This is a genomic window from Serratia sarumanii (genome assembly GCF_029962605.1).
Lineage (GTDB): Bacteria > Pseudomonadota > Gammaproteobacteria > Enterobacterales > Enterobacteriaceae > Serratia > Serratia sarumanii.
The window spans coordinates 4,486,005-4,501,451 of the sequence record NZ_CP124750.1; the positions used below are offsets into that span (position 1 = coordinate 4,486,005).

Sequence of the window (15,447 nt, forward strand, 5' to 3'; positions counted from 1 at the left end):
AGCGCATCGCTCTCACCTGCCGTCTTGAGATTAACGCGGCAAAATCGCGCACGTTTTATCCAGCAGCGATTCTACCGAGGCGCGGTTGCCGACGTCCCAGCCGCGCTTCGAGGCCAGCAAGATAAAACCCCGTTGGCCGGCAAACGTGGTCGGGACGACGGCCACGCCATACTCCGCCAGCTGCGGCGGCGACAGATGAAAATAATCCGCAAGATCCCTAATCGGGTAGATGCCCATCGCGGCCGGCTGCATCACGCGGCGGGCATAGTAGGTGTGGCGCAGCAGCTTATCCGGCAAGGGGCGCCATTGTTCCTGTATGTAGGGGCGTTCCGCCTGCAGCTGGCGCCGCACATCCTCGCGCAGACAGGTCAGGTGAATGTGCAATTGGTTCTGGCTGCGGCCGTAAGCGGAGTTGATCGCCATGCCCAGCCTGTCGTCCGGCACCGGCCCGCCATACTCGGCGGCCAGCCGGTAACGCATCAGCCATGCATAGCCAAAATAGTCCGTTCGTTCTCCGGCCAGCAGCAGCGGGCTTTCAATGCCGGAAAGCGGCGCCGTCGGCACCAGAATGAAATGATAGGGATAACGCGGGTTTTGCAGCACGCTAAAGCCCTGCGCTTTCCCCTGCGGCATATAAATCTGCTCACACGGGGCCGGATCTCGCTTTTGCTGATAGTTGGCCATGCAGAGCTTATCGACCACGCCCCACAGCGCATCGGAACGGGCGCAGCCCGTCAGGGACAAAACGCCCAGTAACAGCAGCCAACGCTGGATAGAGACACCAAAGCACGCCATCGTCATCTTTCTCGGCATCATCGCCGCACAGCACTCTTTGCGCGGGCGAGAAAAAACGCAACATGGGGAATGAACAAGGAGCCAGCGCGTGGCCCCTTGAGGAAAGATTACGCCGTGCCGCCGACGGTCAGCGTATCCAGTTTCAGCGTCGGTTGGCCGACGCCCACCGGCACGCTCTGGCCTTCCTTGCCGCACACGCCCACGCCTTTATCAAGCGCCAGATCGTTGCCGACCATCGAGATCTGCTGCATCGCCTCGATGCCGGAGCCGATCAGCGTCGCCCCTTTCACCGGTTTGGTGATGCGGCCCTTCTCGATCAGGTAGGCTTCGGTGGTGGAGAACACGAACTTGCCGGAGGTGATGTCCACCTGGCCGCCGCCAAAGTTCGGCGCGTACAGGCCGTACTCGACGCTGGCGATGATCTCTTCCGGCGTCGATTGGCCCGCCAGCATGTAGGTATTGGTCATGCGCGGCATCGGCAGATGCGCGTAGGACTCGCGGCGGCCGTTGCCGGTCGGCGCGACGCCCATCAACCGCGCGTTGAGTTTGTCCTGCATGTAGCCTTTCAGCACGCCGTTTTCGATCAGCACGTTGTACTGGCCCGGTACGCCTTCGTCGTCGATCGCCAGCGAGCCGCGGCGCCCTTGCAGGGTGCCGTCATCCACCACGGTGCACAGCTCGGAAGCCACCAGCTCGCCCATATGGCCGCTGAACACCGAGGTGCCGCGCCGGTTGAAATCGCCTTCCAGGCCGTGGCCCACCGCCTCGTGCAGCAGCACCCCAGGCCAGCCGGCCCCCAGCACCACCGGCATATTGCCGGCCGGCGCCGCCACCGCTCCGAGATTGACCAGCGCCATGCGCACCGCTTCTTTGGCATAGGCATCGGCGCGCACGTCACCGTCGACGCTTTCCAGGAAATAGTCGTAACCGAAACGGCCGCCGCCGCCGCTGGAGCCGCGCTCACGCTTGCCGTCCTGCTCCACCAGCACGCTGACGGAGAGCCGCACCAGCGGGCGAACGTCCGCCGCCAGCGTGCCGTCGGTGGCAGCCACCAACACCTGCTCGTAAACGCCGGTGATGCTGGCGTTCACTTCCTGCACCCGCGCATCGGCGGCGCGCGCCACTTTATCGACGCGGTGCAACAGGGCGATTTTCTCTTCGCGCGGCAGGCTTTGCAGCGGATCGAGCAGCGGGTACAGCGCCCGGTAACCGATTTCGCCCAGGGTGTGCGCCCGCCCGTCGCCCTGCTCGCGCACGATGCTGCGCGCCGCCTGGGCGCTCTGCTGCAGCGCATTCAGGGTGATCTGATCGGCATAGGCGAAACCGGTCTTCTCGCCGCTGACGGCGCGCACGCCGACGCCCTGGTCGATATTGTAAGAGCCATCCTTGATGATGCCGTCCTCGATCACCCAGGCTTCGTGATAGCTGGACTGGAAATAGAGATCGGCGTAGTCGATACGGCGTTCTGCCAGTTGACCCAGTACCTGGTACAGGTCTTGATGACTCAGCTTGTTGGTAGCGAGTAACTGCTCACTGACAAACGTCAGGCTCATAATGGTTTCACTCTTGATTGGAGGATAACGTGTCAGACGGCGCCGTCAGCGACGTCTGGAATCGGTTGTGCTGCAGCACCGGCATCTGTTGCCGCAGGGGCTGCAGGCTTGTGGTGTCCACGCGCACCTTCAGCGCCGCCACGGCGTCCGGGTTCTCGGCCAGCACCTTGCCCCAGCCGTCGACAGCCAGCGTGTGGCCCCACGTGCGGCGGGTCGGCCCGTGGCGCCCCACCTGCGCCGGCGCCAGGATCATGCACTGGTTTTCGATCGCCCGGGCGCGCAGCAGGATTTCCCAATGCGCTTCACCGGTGACCCGGGTAAAGGCCGCCGGCACCGAAATCAGTTCAGCGCCCTGCGCCCGCAGCGCCTGGAACAGCGCGGGGAAGCGCAGATCGTAGCATATGGTCATGCCCAAACGCCCGACCGGCGTATCCACCACCGTCAGATGCTGCCCGTGCTGGTAGGTATCCGACTCGCGGTAGTGGGCGTGCGCGTCGTTGATGTCCACATCGAACATGTGCAGCTTGTCGTAGCGGGCGCGGATCTCGCCCTGATCGTCGAACAACAGGCTGCTGGTGGTGATAAGCTCCGGGTTTTCGCGGCTGATCAAGGGCATCGAGCCCACCAGCAACCACACGCCATAGCGGCGCGCCAGTTCGCGCACCGCGTTCTGCAGCGGGCCATCGCCCTGTTTTTCCGCCTGTTGGCGATAGGCTGCGGAGTTGGCGAACAGCAGCGCGTTCTCCGGCGTCATGACCAGTTTTACCCCGGCATTGAGCTGCTTGATCTGCTGTTCAATCTGGGCCAGGTTATCGCGCACCTGATCGCCACTGCACAACTGCAACAACGCAACGTTAGCATTCCTCATGACGCCTTATCCTCCTTTGCCTTACGAAGTACCTCATTGATCTTCGGCTGGTCGAGATCGCCGCTGATATGGTAACGAATCAGCGAAATCTTGCTCCACAGCGGCCCCAGCACCTGCGAGGCGGCGAACACCGCCGCGCCGACGATCGGGTTAACGACAAACGCAGTGGCCACGCCGACCGTCGCCGAAATCGCCGGCGCCACCACCGCTTCCATATCGATGCGGCGGCGCGCCAGATCGATCTGGCCACTCATGGCGATATCCGCCGCCAGGCCGTCGATCAATAGATTATCAGTATGCATTATGCCATCTTTCAGCCAGGCGGTGCTGCGGATGGAATCAAAGTAGAAGCCTTTACCGAAGGTATCGCTGAAATCGAACTGCAGCTTGCGCAGCAAGGCGTCGAAGCTGACCAGTCGCAGCAGCTGGCCGGCGCGGCCGCCGCCCATGCTGTCGATTTCTCCCTTGCCCATTTTGACCTGCAGCGCACCGCTCAGCGTATTGACCTGCGGCTGCCACGGCGCGCCGCGCCAGTACAAATCGAAGTCCACGTCGTAAGGCGCGCCTTTCAGCGGGATGGTGATGCCGAAGAAGGCGGCGGTTTCATCGATCTTGCCGCCGAGCAGCTTGCCTTTCAGCGAGCTGCGCTCTTCCTGCGCGTTCTGCTTCCACAGACCGGTGGCGCTCATGCGCCCTTTGCCGGTATCGACCAGGCCGTGATCCAGCGTCAGAGTATCGCCCCGATTGCTCAGATCCGCCTCGACCTTGCCGAGGTTCTGCCCCAGCACCCAGCACGACTTGCAGCGCAGCATCAGCGAAGGCCAGTCGCGGAAGCTGACTTTCTCCGGCGGCGGTGGCGGCGAACCCGCCGCGCTTTTCGTTTCGGCGAACTGCGGGTTGTAGTACAGGTAGTTGATATCGGCGCGCCACGGCCCGCGATCGGCCACCCGCAGGCTGCCGTCCACTTCATCGCTCTTGGCGCTCACCACGGTGGCGCCCAGCTGTTTTTCGGCTGACAGCGTCAGCTTATGCCAAGCCTGGCCGCCCAACAGCAGCTGCGGCGTGGTCAGCGCCACGGTGGTGGGGAAGCTGAAACCGCCCACCTGACCGCTGCCGCCGCCCTGTTTCAGCGCCGGCGCCAGCAGCGCCAGCCATTGCTCGCCGTCCAGCGCCGGCAGGTTCAGCGTCATCGACTTGCCGGCCGGCAGCGGTGGCGTGCCGCCACCGTTGGTTCGCCAGGCGGCGCGCGCCAGATTCACCTGTTTTTTGTCGAAGCTCCATTCACTGTTGAAGCGGTTCTGCTTGCCCGCACTGCCGGTCAACATGAAGCCGTTCAGACCGCCTTTGACCTTGACGTTCACCGGCAAGGCTTCGCCCGGCGCCTTGTCCAACGGCGAAGGTAAGTGACTGCTCACTTTCTTCAGATCTGCGTCAAGGCCGATATCGTAGCTGGCCGAGCCCTGATGCGGCAGCGTGATGGCCACCTGGCTCTGCCAGGGCGCACTGCCGCGGAGCGCATCGGCGGCCTCTTTCGGCAGGCCGGGGAACTTGCCCGGCTGCCAGTCGCCCTTCAGGCCGACGTTGACCTTGTAGTCACGCTCGCCTTCCTGAGTGGTGAAGTTGACCGCCACCGGCTGCCCGAACCAGGTGGCCGACAGGGGGTCGCTCTGCAGGTTGCCGTTGTCGAAGCGGAACTTGCCGCTGAGCTTTTGCAGTTCGCTGTCCAGCGGCTTGATCAGCAACGAGTTGTTGTTCAGCGCCACTTCACCGGTGGCTCTGACCTGCTCGCCGTCCAGGGGAATATCGAGATGTAAGCGCCCACTGACATCACCGCCAATCTGCAGCTGATCCAGCGCCGCCCCCAGCGAATCGTGCAGCGGCGTCTGCATGAAGTAGTCATGCACGTCGCTGCCCGCACCCGCGACTTCGGCGTCGATCAGCAGCCGCTCTTTCAGGTAATCGGGGATCACCGCGCTGATATTTTTGCCCGCCACCTTGCCCAGCCGGGTTTGCGGCGCATGCATCCACAATCCTTCGTTAGCGAAGTCGAGGTCGATCGCCAAATCGGTCAGCGCCGGCCAGCCCGGTTGGAACTGGAAAGTGGCGTGACGCAGCGGCACGAAGACTTCGAACTGCCCTTCGTTTTTACGGTACGGGAAGTGCTGCGGATCGCCGGAATAAATCAGCGTGGCGTTATCCACCTGGCCGCCCTGAATGGCGCCGCTCAGGTAGTCCACCAGATGCTTGCCCATCAGCGGTTCCGGGAAATAGCGCCAGGCCTCGGCGCCGTCATACAGGCGGATGCCCGCCAGGATATTCAGCCACGGATCGCCCTTGGCCGGCTGCTGATAACGGAAATCGCCGTTGACCCACAGCGACTTCGCCTTGACGTCCAGCCCCTGGCTCGCCAGCTCCCAGCCTTGATCGTTGTAACGCCAGGTCAGCGCGCCGCGCGCGCTGCTGATTTCAAGCGGCGCACGGAACATATCGCCGTAAGGCAAGGTGCTGCCTGCCAGCCCCAGCGTCAGGCGGCCGTTCTCCACCCCGCCGCTCAACGCGCCGGAGAAGTGGTTGACGCCGGGCAGCAGCTCCCAACGCTGCCAGCTGACATCGCGCCACAGCGCCTGGAAACGGCTCTTTTCCGGCTGCTTCAGCGGGATGTCCAGCGCCAGGGCCTCCATCGTCCCCTGCGGCTGCAGATCGTTCCAGCGATCGAGCACGTCCGGGCTGAGGAACGAGAAGGTCGGCAGCAGCGCCGACAGGCGCTCCAGCTGAAGGTTAGTCGCACGCACCCGCAGCTCTTCATTCTGTGCCGGCCCCATGAACTCGGTGTTTTCCGGCAGCCACAGGGCAGAAAGCGTGCCCTGCGGCCAGGCCTGGCCATCGGTGCTCAACCGCAGCTGCGGCACGTCGAGCTGCCAACCGGTGCCCTGGCGGCGCAGCGACAGCGCCAGATTGTCCACGTCCAGCCGGTGCTGCGCGGCGCCGGTATCCCAGTTGGCCGCCCCCTGCTTGAGCAAAGCATGGCCGCCGGCAATCTCGCCGTTCTGCACCTGCAGCCAGGCCGCCAGGCTGAAGTCGGCGCTTTCCAGCCCGGTGTTGGCGCGCAGCCAGCGGGTAAACCAGGGTTTCATGTCGATGTTATCGGCCTGCAGGTAGACCGTGCCGGTGTCCAACAGGCCCTGATTATCGCGCAGGTCCATGCGCAGCTGCACCACGCCGTGCTGGCCGTTCAGCGTCGACAGGCTGATCTGCCCCTCGGCGCGGTGGCGCTCGCGGCCGTTGAGCCAGGTCAGTTGGGGAATGTCGAATTCGGCGCGCGCGCCGGCAGGCGTCAGGAATGAGATACGGCTGTCGCGCAGATCGAAATGGTCGAGCTGGCGCAGCATCAGATCGCCGATTTTGCCCGGCTCAAGGCCTTCGCCCTGCCGGTCGCCGCCCAGCGTGGCGTTCAGATCGAGGCGGAATTGATAGAAGGTCAGATCGCGGAACTGCCAGCGCCAGTGCAGCAGCGATTGCCACACGTCCAGCGCCAGCGTCACGCGTTCGATATGCACATCGCTTTTGGGCAGCGTGGCGCTCAGGTTGCGCATTTCAAGCTGTGGGCCGAACGTTTCCCAGCTGCCCTGCAGGAAATCCATCTGCACGGGCACGCCGGACAGCTTCTCCACCTGCGCCAGCAGTTGGGGACGATAGTCGTTCAGCTTCGGCAGCATCAGGCGCAGCCCGCTGATCAGCAGCGCCACAATCACGATTAGGGTGGCGCCTGTTGCTAACAGAATCCCAGGCAGTCGCCTCACGCAGTTCTCCTTGCTCCGCTGCCTGGCAACGGGAATATCTATGCACTGACGGGCCCGGCATGCCGGGCCCTTACGATGTCGGACGGGCTACATCATGACGACGTCGAACTGCTCCTGGCTGTACAACGGTTCGATCTGCACCTTCACCTGTTTGCCGACGAAGATCTCCACTTCGGCCAGCGCATGCGACTCTTCGCTCTTCAACGCTTCGCCGACCGCCGCGGAGGCGTACACCAGGAAGCGATCGGAATCGTAAGCATGGTGCACGCGCACAATCTCGCGCAAGATCTCGTAGCACACGGTTTCCACCGTTTTCACGGTGCCGCGCCCATTGCAAGTAGGACAATCGTGACAGAGCACATGTTCAATGCTTTCACGCGTGCGTTTACGCGTCATTTCAACTAAGCCTAGCTGAGAGAAGCCGTTGATCGTGGTTTTTACCCGATCTTTACTCAACGCCTGCTCCAGCGAGTGCAGCACCCGGCGGCGATGCTCTTCGTTGTTCATATCGATAAAGTCGATGATGATGATGCCGCCCAGGTTACGCAGCCGCAGCTGGCGCGCGATGGCCTGCGTCGCCTCGATGTTGGTATTGAAGATGGTTTCGTCGAGGTTGCGGTGGCCGACGAAGGCGCCGGTGTTGATGTCAACGGTGGTCATCGCCTCGGTCTGATCGATGATCAGATAGCCGCCGGACTTCAGCTCCACCTTGCGCTCCAGCGCGCGCTGGATCTCGTTTTCCACATCGTACAGATCGAAAATCGGCTGGCTGCCGGTATAGAGTTCGAGCTTGTTGGTGATGTCCGGAATGTACTCGCCGGTAAACTCCACCAGCAGATCGTGCGTCAGCCGCGAATCGACGCGGATGCGATCCAACGCCGCGCCGGCGAAATCGCGCAGGATGCGCTGCGCCAGCGCCAGCTCGCCGTACAGCTTGTATTTGGTCTGGTTGCGCTTCTTGCGCTCCATCACCTTGGTCCACAGGCGTTTGAGGAACGCGGCGTCCTGCGCCAGCTCTTCCTCGCCGATGCCTTCCGCCGCGGTGCGGATGATAAAACCGCCCAGCTCGTCGCAGTGCGGCGCAACGATGGCTTTCAGGCGCTCGCGCTCGGCTTCGCTTTCAATGCGCTGCGAAACGCCGACGTGCGCCGCGCCCGGCATGAAGACCAGATAGCGCGAAGGCAGCGTGATGTCGGTGGTCAGGCGCGCGCCCTTGGTGCCGAGCGGATCTTTCACCACCTGCACCATCAGGTCTTGCCCCTGGCGCACCAGCTCAGCGATGTCGCGCACGTGGAAGTTTTTCCGCTCGTCGCCGGCGACGCATTCGGTATGCGGCATGATGTCGGAGGCGTGCAGGAAGGCGGCCTTGTCCAGGCCGATGTCGACGAACGCCGCCTGCATCCCCGGCAGGACGCGGCTGACGCGCCCTTTATAGATATTGCCGACGATGCCGCGTTTGGATTCGCGTTCGATATGGATCTCTTGCAGAATGCCGCCATCGATATAGGCGACCCGCGTTTCAGACGGTGTGATATTAACCAGTAGCTCAGCTGTCATGCCTTCTCCTCAGAGCCGGTCGATAATGGCAGCGCCCATCAACCGGTTCTTACATCACGTAATGCGACAAAATTACTGAGCAGCTCATGTGTTTCGACCAGCGGCAGACCAACCACCGCGTGATAACTCCCGGTTATCGTTCTGACGAAACAACCACCCTTTCCTTGAATTCCATAGGCGCCCGCCTTATCCATCGGTTCGCCCGTAGCAATATAGTCGCGGATATCCTGTTGTGACAGGCTGCGGAACGTCACGTCGGTCACCACCAGCTGGCAGCGCACGTCGTGGCGATCGGCGATCGCCACCGCCGTCATCACCTGATGCTGCTTGCCGGACAGCGCCGCCAGCATGTCCGCCGCATGGGCTTCGTCGCGCGGCTTCTCCAGCACCCGGCCGTTGAGCACCACGATGGTGTCGGCGCCCAGCACCAGCCGATCTTCCTGCGCCAGCGCTACGCCGGCTTTGGCCTTGTCCTGCGCCAGGCGGCGCACATAGGCTTCGGCGGCTTCGCCTTCCCGGCGCTGCTCTTCGGTATGCGTCAGCAAAATGTCGAACGACACGCCGAGCAGGGTCAGCAGTTCACGTCGACGTGGGGAGCCGGAGGCCAGATAAAGCGAAGTCATTGAGATACCCTTACTGTACGGCGAACTGACGGCGGATTTTGCGCATCAACAGGAATAACCACGGCCACAAAATGCCGTTTACCACACTACTCCAGAACACCTCTGGGCGGAAAGAGACGTTGATCACTAAAAACTCAGCCCAGAACACCACCACGTCCATCGACAGCGACAGCAGCACGACGATCAGCGCCTGTTGCCACAGCGCCATATTGCGGAACAGTTGGAATTTGAACGCCACCAGATAGGCGATGATGCCCAGCGCCAGCGCGCGCACGCCCAGCGTAGAGCCGAGGATCAGATCCATGATCAACCCCAGCACGAAGCCGGTGCCGACGTTGACGCGGTGCGGCAAGGCCATCACCCAGTAAATGAGGATCAGCACCAGCCACGAAGGCCGGAACATGTAGATCTGTTCCGGCCACGGCATGATTTGCAGCACCAACGCCACCAGGAACGACAGCCAGATGATCCAGCGCCCGTGGCTGCGGTAACTGTTCATGGCACCACTCCCGCCGCGGCAGGCTGAGCTTGGGGCTGGACAGACGCCGGAGCGACGGTTTGCGGCGCCACGCCGGTGGCCGGCGCCGGCAGCTGCGGCCCGACCGAACCGGCAGGCGGCAGCACCTGCGGCATCATCTGCATCAGGCGTTCATTGGCCACGCGGTGCACTTCGTCCGGCGGCAACGGCATGTCGCCGTTGCGATCGGCGCCCCACAGCAGCAGCAGGTAGCGCAAGCGCTGCAGACCGGCGGTCGGCCGCGCCTGAATCACGGTGTAAGCGCGCTGGTTATCGACCTTGACCGAGGAAACCACCGCCACCGGATAGCCTTCCGGGAAGCGGCCGCCGAGGCCGGAGGTGACCAGCACATCGCCAACGCGGATATCGGTGTTGTTCGGCAGGTGCTCCAGCTGCAGATCGTCGGCGCAGCCGCTGCCTGCGGCGATCACTCGAATATCGTTGCGCAGCACCTGGATCGGCAGCGCGTGCGAGGCGTCGCAGATCAGCAGCACGCGGCTGGTGACTTTCGCCACCGCCACCACCTGGCCGACCACGCCCTTGTCGCTGATCACCGGCTGGCCTTCATAGACTCCGTTGTCCGACCCTTTGTCGATCACCACCTGATCGCTGTAGGGATCGGAGCCGGTGGAGATCACCTGGGTGACCATCTTGTGTTCGTCCTGGCGCAGCGGAGAACCCAGCAGCTCGCGCAAGCGGGCGTTTTCCTGCTTGAATTGGCCAAGAAGAAGAATATCGCTGTTTTTCAGCAGCAGTTCCTGCCGCAGAGCGCGGTTTTCCAGCTCCAGCTGTTGGCGGGTGGCCAGCGTTTCTGACACGCTGTCCAAAACTTTACGCGGCCCGTTGGCCAGAAAATAGAAAGGGCTGACTGCGGTGTCCATGTAGTTGCGTATCTTCACGAACGTGCCGAGCCGGCTGTCGGCAACGATCAGGCCAATGGCCGCAATCACCGCCAAAAAAAGTCGCAGTTGCAGGGAAGGCCCCCTGCTAAAAATCGGCTTCATAAATTATGCGAGTTCCTCGACAACAGAAAGAGGAACCGTACCCGATTCTCGCTGTGCGCATTCATCCGATACGATTCCTCCTTCCAGGGGCTGACTATTCTTCGCTGAACAAATCGCCGCCGTGCATGTCGATCATTTCCAACGCCTTGCCGCCGCCGCGTGCCACGCAGGTCAGCGGATCTTCCGCCACCACGACCGGGATGCCGGTTTCTTCCATCAGCAGGCGATCGAGGTTGCGCAGCAGCGCGCCGCCGCCGGTCAATACCATGCCGCGTTCGGAAATGTCGGAGGCCAATTCTGGCGGGCACTGCTCCAGCGCAACCATCACCGCGCTGACGATGCCGGTCAGCGGCTCTTGCAGGGCTTCGAGGATTTCATTGGAGTTCAGGGTAAAGCCGCGCGGTACGCCTTCGGCCAGGTTACGGCCGCGGACTTCGATTTCGCGCACTTCATCGCCCGGATAGGCAGAACCGATTTCGTGCTTGATGCGCTCGGCGGTCGCTTCGCCGATCAGCGAGCCGTAGTTGCGGCGCACATAATTGATGATGGCTTCATCGAAACGGTCGCCGCCGATGCGTACGGAAGAGGAGTACACCACGCCGTTCAGCGAGATCACCGCCACTTCAGTGGTACCGCCACCGATATCCACCACCATGGAACCGGTCGCTTCGGAGACCGGCAGACCAGCGCCGATCGCCGCCGCCATCGGCTCTTCAATCAGGAACACTTCACGCGCGCCGGCCCCTTGGGCGGACTCGCGGATAGCGCGGCGTTCAACCTGGGTCGCGCCGACCGGCACACAGACCAGCACGCGCGGGCTTGGGCGCATGAAACTGTTGCTGTGAACCTGTTTGATAAAGTGCTGCAGCATTTTTTCGGTCACGAAGAAATCGGCGATCACGCCGTCTTTCATCGGGCGAATAGCCGCGATGTTGCCGGGGGTGCGGCCCAGCATCTGTTTGGCGTCATGACCGACGGCCGCGACGCTCTTTGGGGAGCCGGCACGATCCTGACGAATGGCAACCACCGAAGGTTCATTCAGTACGATGCCTTGCCCTTTAACATAAATCAGGGTATTGGCGGTACCCAAGTCGATGGACAAGTCGTTGGAAAACATGCCACGAAATTTCTTAAACATAACGAAAGGATAATCCTGCAAGCTGGGGGCGGAAAATAAAATCCGCCTACTTTACCAACCACACGAAGCAGCGACAAGGCGCAAAAACGTTCTACTTCGGTGAAAAATAGTCTGTATTGTTTCTGCTCGAATGCACGGAAATTGGATGAGGCCTGAATTCCCTGAACAAAGGCTCAGTTTACCACCCTGTCAACGCACGAAACGGCGTAACACAGCTCATAAAATCTAACATATTCCCTGATTGCCGCCGATGGTAAGCACCTACCAACGCCAACCAGATAAAAGCTGACAAGAGCCTATCTCAAATAGGCGTCGTTGTCGCAGGCAGATTGGAGAAAACTCCAAAATGACGGGTGACATGGCCCAGATGGATCCGGCGCTCATTCTACGTCAATTTTTGTCCGGCAATCAGCTTAAACGCGATAACGACGTGAATATTTTTTACGCCCCGCGTCGATCGGTTCCGGCGACGCGAAAAAGTCGCCCTGCCCGCCGTGGATCCCTCGCTCTTTCAGCGTCTGCCACTCGTTGCGCGTGCGTACGCCGGCGGCGAACACCTGCGCGCGCGTGCCCGCGCAGGCGCCGGTCAGGCTCTGCACGAACAGCTGGTTTTCGTCCCGCTTATCGATGCTCCGCACCAATCCCGGGTGGAGCTTGACGATCTCCACCTGCAGCGACTTGATATAGGACGTACTGACCACGGTTAAACCCGCTTTGGACACCGCGAGGCGGCAGCCCAGCCCTGACAACAGCCTCAGCACCGGACGCAAACGGTCGATATGTTGACACACATCTGCCTCCGCAAGTTCAATCAGAATTCGCCGACGTTGACTTTTTTCGCACTGCAGCAATGTATCGCGCAGCCAGCGCTGGAAAGAGCGCTGCAAAATCGAGTCCACGCACAGCGGAAACGCCAGCGTTTCCTCGGGCCACTGCGTCAACAAGGGAATGATGCGGCTCACCTGTTGGCGATCGTAACTTTCCGCCAGCCCGAGCTGCTGCACCAGCGGCATATATTCCGCCGGCAGCAATTCCTGGGTGCCGTCATAGATCCGGCTCATGATCTCGCGATGGTGCACCTCGCCCCCCACGGTCACCGCCGGTTTCTGATACAGCCGCGGGCCGCCGCGCGCCAGCACCTGTTCCAGCAGCGTGCGCCATTTGACGCTGCCGCGCCCCTTTTCCGGCACCTGGCTGTCGTACACATACCACCCGTTTTCGCCCTGCAGCGTAGCGTGGCGCGTCGCCTGCTCCGCATAATCGATCACCTGCTCGGTGGTTTGACCGCTGCGGTACGCCACGATGCCGATGTGCAGGAAGGCCTCGCGGTCGATCAGCGCCGTGGAAGGCAAGGCATCGATGGCGTTAACCAGCTGTGAGGCGATGCCGTCGGCCTCCTTCAGGGTTCGATGCGGCAACAACACGGTAAAATCGCTGTGGAAGTAGCGCGCCAGCAGCGCCGACGGATAGCGCATCACGAAGGTAGACAGCAGATTGACCAGCGAATACATCAGCTCCTGCACCGCCACGCTGCCGTGCGTCTCGCGCAGGGTCTCGAAATCGGGCAGCCGCACCATCATCACGATGCCGTGCGAGCCTTCGTCTTCCAGCTGAGTGGTCAACTGGTTATCGAAGAACAGGCGATTATTCAGCCCGGTTTTGGCGTCCTGCGCGGCAAAGGCGCGGATCAGCGTATCGACCCGGCTGCGCTCTTCCCGCGCTTCCGCCAGATCGGCCAGCAGGCGGTCGAGCGCGCCGCTGACATTGGCCGGCCACTCACGCACGTCGCCCTGCATGACGTTTTCGCGTTCGCCGTTCAGAATGCGCCGTGCGCGGCGTTCCAGACGATCTTCGCCGTCGGCCTGCTCACGCAGCCAGCGCAGGCTGAACAGCAAAACCACCACCATCACGACGATCGACAGCGTGACGGCGGCGGTGGATTGCAGCGTGCGCACGTCGCTGGCGAAGGGGTCGCGGTAGGTGATGTGCAGCGTGCTGCCCGGATGCTGCAACAGGGGACGCGAGACCTGACGATAGCCGTTCAGCGCATCCCAGTGCTCTTTTTCCTGCGTGGGCAATTGATAGTCGAGCAGTTGGCTGCTACCGGCCTCTATGCGGATCGACACGATGCCGAGCGTGCGCATGACGATCGGCAACCATTTTTCCTGCTCCTGCGGCGGCTCGCTCAGCATGGCTTGATCGAGAGTGGTGACCAGCGAATCCAAGCGGCGCTCCTGGCGATCCTGGGTAACGTAAAAGAAGCTGTATGAGCATCCCATCAGCATCAAAAACATCGCCAGCGCGACCAACAGAGTGATCAATGCAGAGAGTTTGGTGGTAAATCGCATCCCTGTGCCTTGTCCGCTATGGTTAAGTGAGTGTTCACCCTTTAGCTAAAAGGGGCCGTCCAACCCTAACAAGCCTTGCCGAGGAATTAAACCTGCAAGCGCCATTTTTGTCCTTTATCAGGACTTGGGCCGCTTATTATGCATATAGTCAAATAACTGTGATTCAGCCATTGATAGAAAAGTGTAAACGAGAGGAAGAGTGACATGCGTGCACTGTTATTGGAACAACAAGACGACCAAACTCTGGCTCATATCAAAGATATCGACAGCGATCGGTTGCCGGAAGGCGATGTCACCGTCGACATCAACTGGTCCAGCCTGAACTACAAGGACGCGCTGGCGATCACCGGCAAAGGCAAGATCGTGCGCAACTTCCCGATGGTGCCGGGCATCGACTTCGCCGGCACCGTGCGCCACAGCCGCGACGATCGCTTCAAAGAGGGGCAAAGCGTGGTGCTCACCGGCTGGGGCGTGGGCGAACACCACTGGGGCGGGTTGGCCGAGCAGGCGCGCGTCTCCGGTGAGTGGCTGGTGCCGCTGCCGAACGGCCTGGATGAGCGCAAGGCGATGATCATCGGCACCGCCGGCTTTACCGCCATGCTGTGCGTGATGGCGCTGGAGGAAGGCGGCGTGCACCCTGACGACGGCGATATCCTGGTCACCGGCGCCAGCGGCGGCGTGGGCAGCACCGCCATCGCCCTGCTGGCGGCGCTGGGTTACCGGGTGACCGCCATCAGCGGCCGCGACAGCAATACCGACTACCTGAAAGCGCTCGGCGCCAAAGAGGTGATGCCGCGCGATGGCTATATCGACACGCCGCGCCCGCTGGAGAAACAGCTGTGGGCCGGCGCGGTGGACACCGTCGGCGACAAACTGCTGGCGCGGGTGCTGGCGCAGATGAACTATAACGGCACCGTCGCCGCCTGCGGCCTGGCGGGCGGTTATCAGCTGCCGACCACCGTGATGCCGTTCATTCTGCGCAACGTGCGCCTGCAGGGCGTGGATTCGGTGCATACGCCGCTGCACCGCCGCCAAACCGCCTGGGAACGGCTGGCCGGCATTCTGCCGGACAGCTTCTATCAGCAGGCCACGCACGAAATCTCCCTCGAGCAGGCGCCGGCCACCGCTGCCGCGCTGTTGAACAACCAAATCACCGGCCGCACCCTGGTGAAAATCCGCTGACCTTCTCCCCCCGGCGACGGGGGGAGCGCCCGCTTCTGCGAAATTTCATATTTTCCCGCGTC

At 62.0% G+C, this 15,447-nt stretch carries 11 protein-coding genes; 1 reads left to right on the plus strand and 10 read right to left on the minus strand.

Annotated elements, in window-relative coordinates; translation table 11 throughout:
• Window positions 1-30: 30 nt before the first annotated feature.
• The 10 genes from SSARUM_RS21340 to csrD form a co-directional block, all read right to left on the minus strand.
• Complete coding sequence (locus tag SSARUM_RS21340) at window positions 31-795, minus strand: CDP-diacylglycerol diphosphatase (protein ID WP_033649104.1); 765 nt, start codon at window positions 793-795, stop codon at window positions 31-33.
• A 107-nt stretch (window positions 796-902) separates the two neighbouring features.
• Window positions 903-2,348 (minus strand): metalloprotease TldD, encoded by a 1,446-nt coding sequence (gene tldD / locus SSARUM_RS21345; RefSeq protein ID WP_033648977.1) that lies wholly within the window; start codon window positions 2,346-2,348, stop codon window positions 903-905.
• 7 nt (window positions 2,349-2,355) lie between these two features.
• On the minus strand, window positions 2,356-3,216 hold the full coding sequence (gene nit1 / locus SSARUM_RS21350; RefSeq protein WP_033636170.1) for a deaminated glutathione amidase: 861 nt from the start codon (window positions 3,214-3,216) through the stop codon (window positions 2,356-2,358).
• A complete protein-coding gene (gene yhdP / locus SSARUM_RS21355; protein ID WP_033648976.1) occupies window positions 3,213-7,016 on the minus strand; it encodes an AsmA2 domain-containing protein YhdP in 3,804 nt (1,267 codons plus the stop codon). Before yhdP ends, nit1 begins: the two co-directional genes overlap by 4 nt.
• An 87-nt stretch (window positions 7,017-7,103) precedes the next feature.
• Complete coding sequence (rng, locus tag SSARUM_RS21360; protein ID WP_016930237.1) at window positions 7,104-8,573, minus strand: ribonuclease G; 1,470 nt, start codon at window positions 8,571-8,573, stop codon at window positions 7,104-7,106.
• Between the two features lie 38 nt (window positions 8,574-8,611).
• The gene (locus tag SSARUM_RS21365) at window positions 8,612-9,196 is read right to left on the minus strand and encodes a Maf family protein (RefSeq protein ID WP_039569443.1); all 585 of its coding nucleotides are present in this window, start codon (window positions 9,194-9,196) and stop codon (window positions 8,612-8,614) included.
• Between the two features lie 10 nt (window positions 9,197-9,206).
• Complete coding sequence (gene mreD, locus SSARUM_RS21370; protein WP_004936918.1) at window positions 9,207-9,695, minus strand: rod shape-determining protein MreD; 489 nt, start codon at window positions 9,693-9,695, stop codon at window positions 9,207-9,209.
• Window positions 9,692-10,717: a rod shape-determining protein MreC gene (gene mreC, locus SSARUM_RS21375; RefSeq protein ID WP_039569448.1), complete on the minus strand. Its 1,026-nt coding sequence runs from the start codon at window positions 10,715-10,717 to the stop codon at window positions 9,692-9,694. Before mreC ends, mreD begins: the two co-directional genes overlap by 4 nt.
• Window positions 10,718-10,811: 94 nt before the next feature.
• The gene (gene mreB, locus SSARUM_RS21380) at window positions 10,812-11,855 is read right to left on the minus strand and encodes a rod shape-determining protein MreB (RefSeq protein WP_003855260.1); all 1,044 of its coding nucleotides are present in this window, start codon (window positions 11,853-11,855) and stop codon (window positions 10,812-10,814) included.
• Between the two features lie 413 nt (window positions 11,856-12,268).
• Entirely contained in the window at window positions 12,269-14,203 is a 1,935-nt protein-coding gene (gene csrD, locus SSARUM_RS21385) for an RNase E specificity factor CsrD (protein ID WP_039569452.1), read from the minus strand.
• Between the two features lie 204 nt (window positions 14,204-14,407).
• Between csrD and acuI the strand changes: the two genes are divergently transcribed.
• Window positions 14,408-15,385, plus strand: a complete 978-nt coding sequence (gene acuI / locus SSARUM_RS21390; RefSeq protein ID WP_033648973.1) for an acrylyl-CoA reductase (NADPH) — start codon at window positions 14,408-14,410, stop codon at window positions 15,383-15,385.
• Window positions 15,386-15,447: the final 62 nt, after the last annotated feature.

Excerpts from the sequence above, each read along its gene's own strand:
- SSARUM_RS21340 (WP_033649104.1), bottom strand. The coding sequence starts at position 795 with ATGGCGTGCTTTGGTGTCTCTATCCAGCGTTGGCTGCTGTTACTGGGC.
- mreC (WP_039569448.1), bottom strand. The coding sequence starts at position 10,717 with ATGAAGCCGATTTTTAGCAGGGGGCCTTCCCTGCAACTGCGACTTTTT.
- mreB (WP_003855260.1), bottom strand. The coding sequence starts at position 11,855 with ATGTTTAAGAAATTTCGTGGCATGTTTTCCAACGACTTGTCCATCGAC.
- csrD (WP_039569452.1), bottom strand. The coding sequence starts at position 14,203 with ATGCGATTTACCACCAAACTCTCTGCATTGATCACTCTGTTGGTCGCG.
- nit1 (WP_033636170.1), bottom strand. The coding sequence starts at position 3,216 with ATGAGGAATGCTAACGTTGCGTTGTTGCAGTTGTGCAGTGGCGATCAG.
- rng (WP_016930237.1), bottom strand. The coding sequence starts at position 8,573 with ATGACAGCTGAGCTACTGGTTAATATCACACCGTCTGAAACGCGGGTC.
- mreD (WP_004936918.1), bottom strand. The coding sequence starts at position 9,695 with ATGAACAGTTACCGCAGCCACGGGCGCTGGATCATCTGGCTGTCGTTC.
- acuI (WP_033648973.1), top strand. The coding sequence starts at position 14,408 with ATGCGTGCACTGTTATTGGAACAACAAGACGACCAAACTCTGGCTCAT.
- SSARUM_RS21365 (WP_039569443.1), bottom strand. The coding sequence starts at position 9,196 with ATGACTTCGCTTTATCTGGCCTCCGGCTCCCCACGTCGACGTGAACTG.
- tldD (WP_033648977.1), bottom strand. The coding sequence starts at position 2,348 with ATGAGCCTGACGTTTGTCAGTGAGCAGTTACTCGCTACCAACAAGCTG.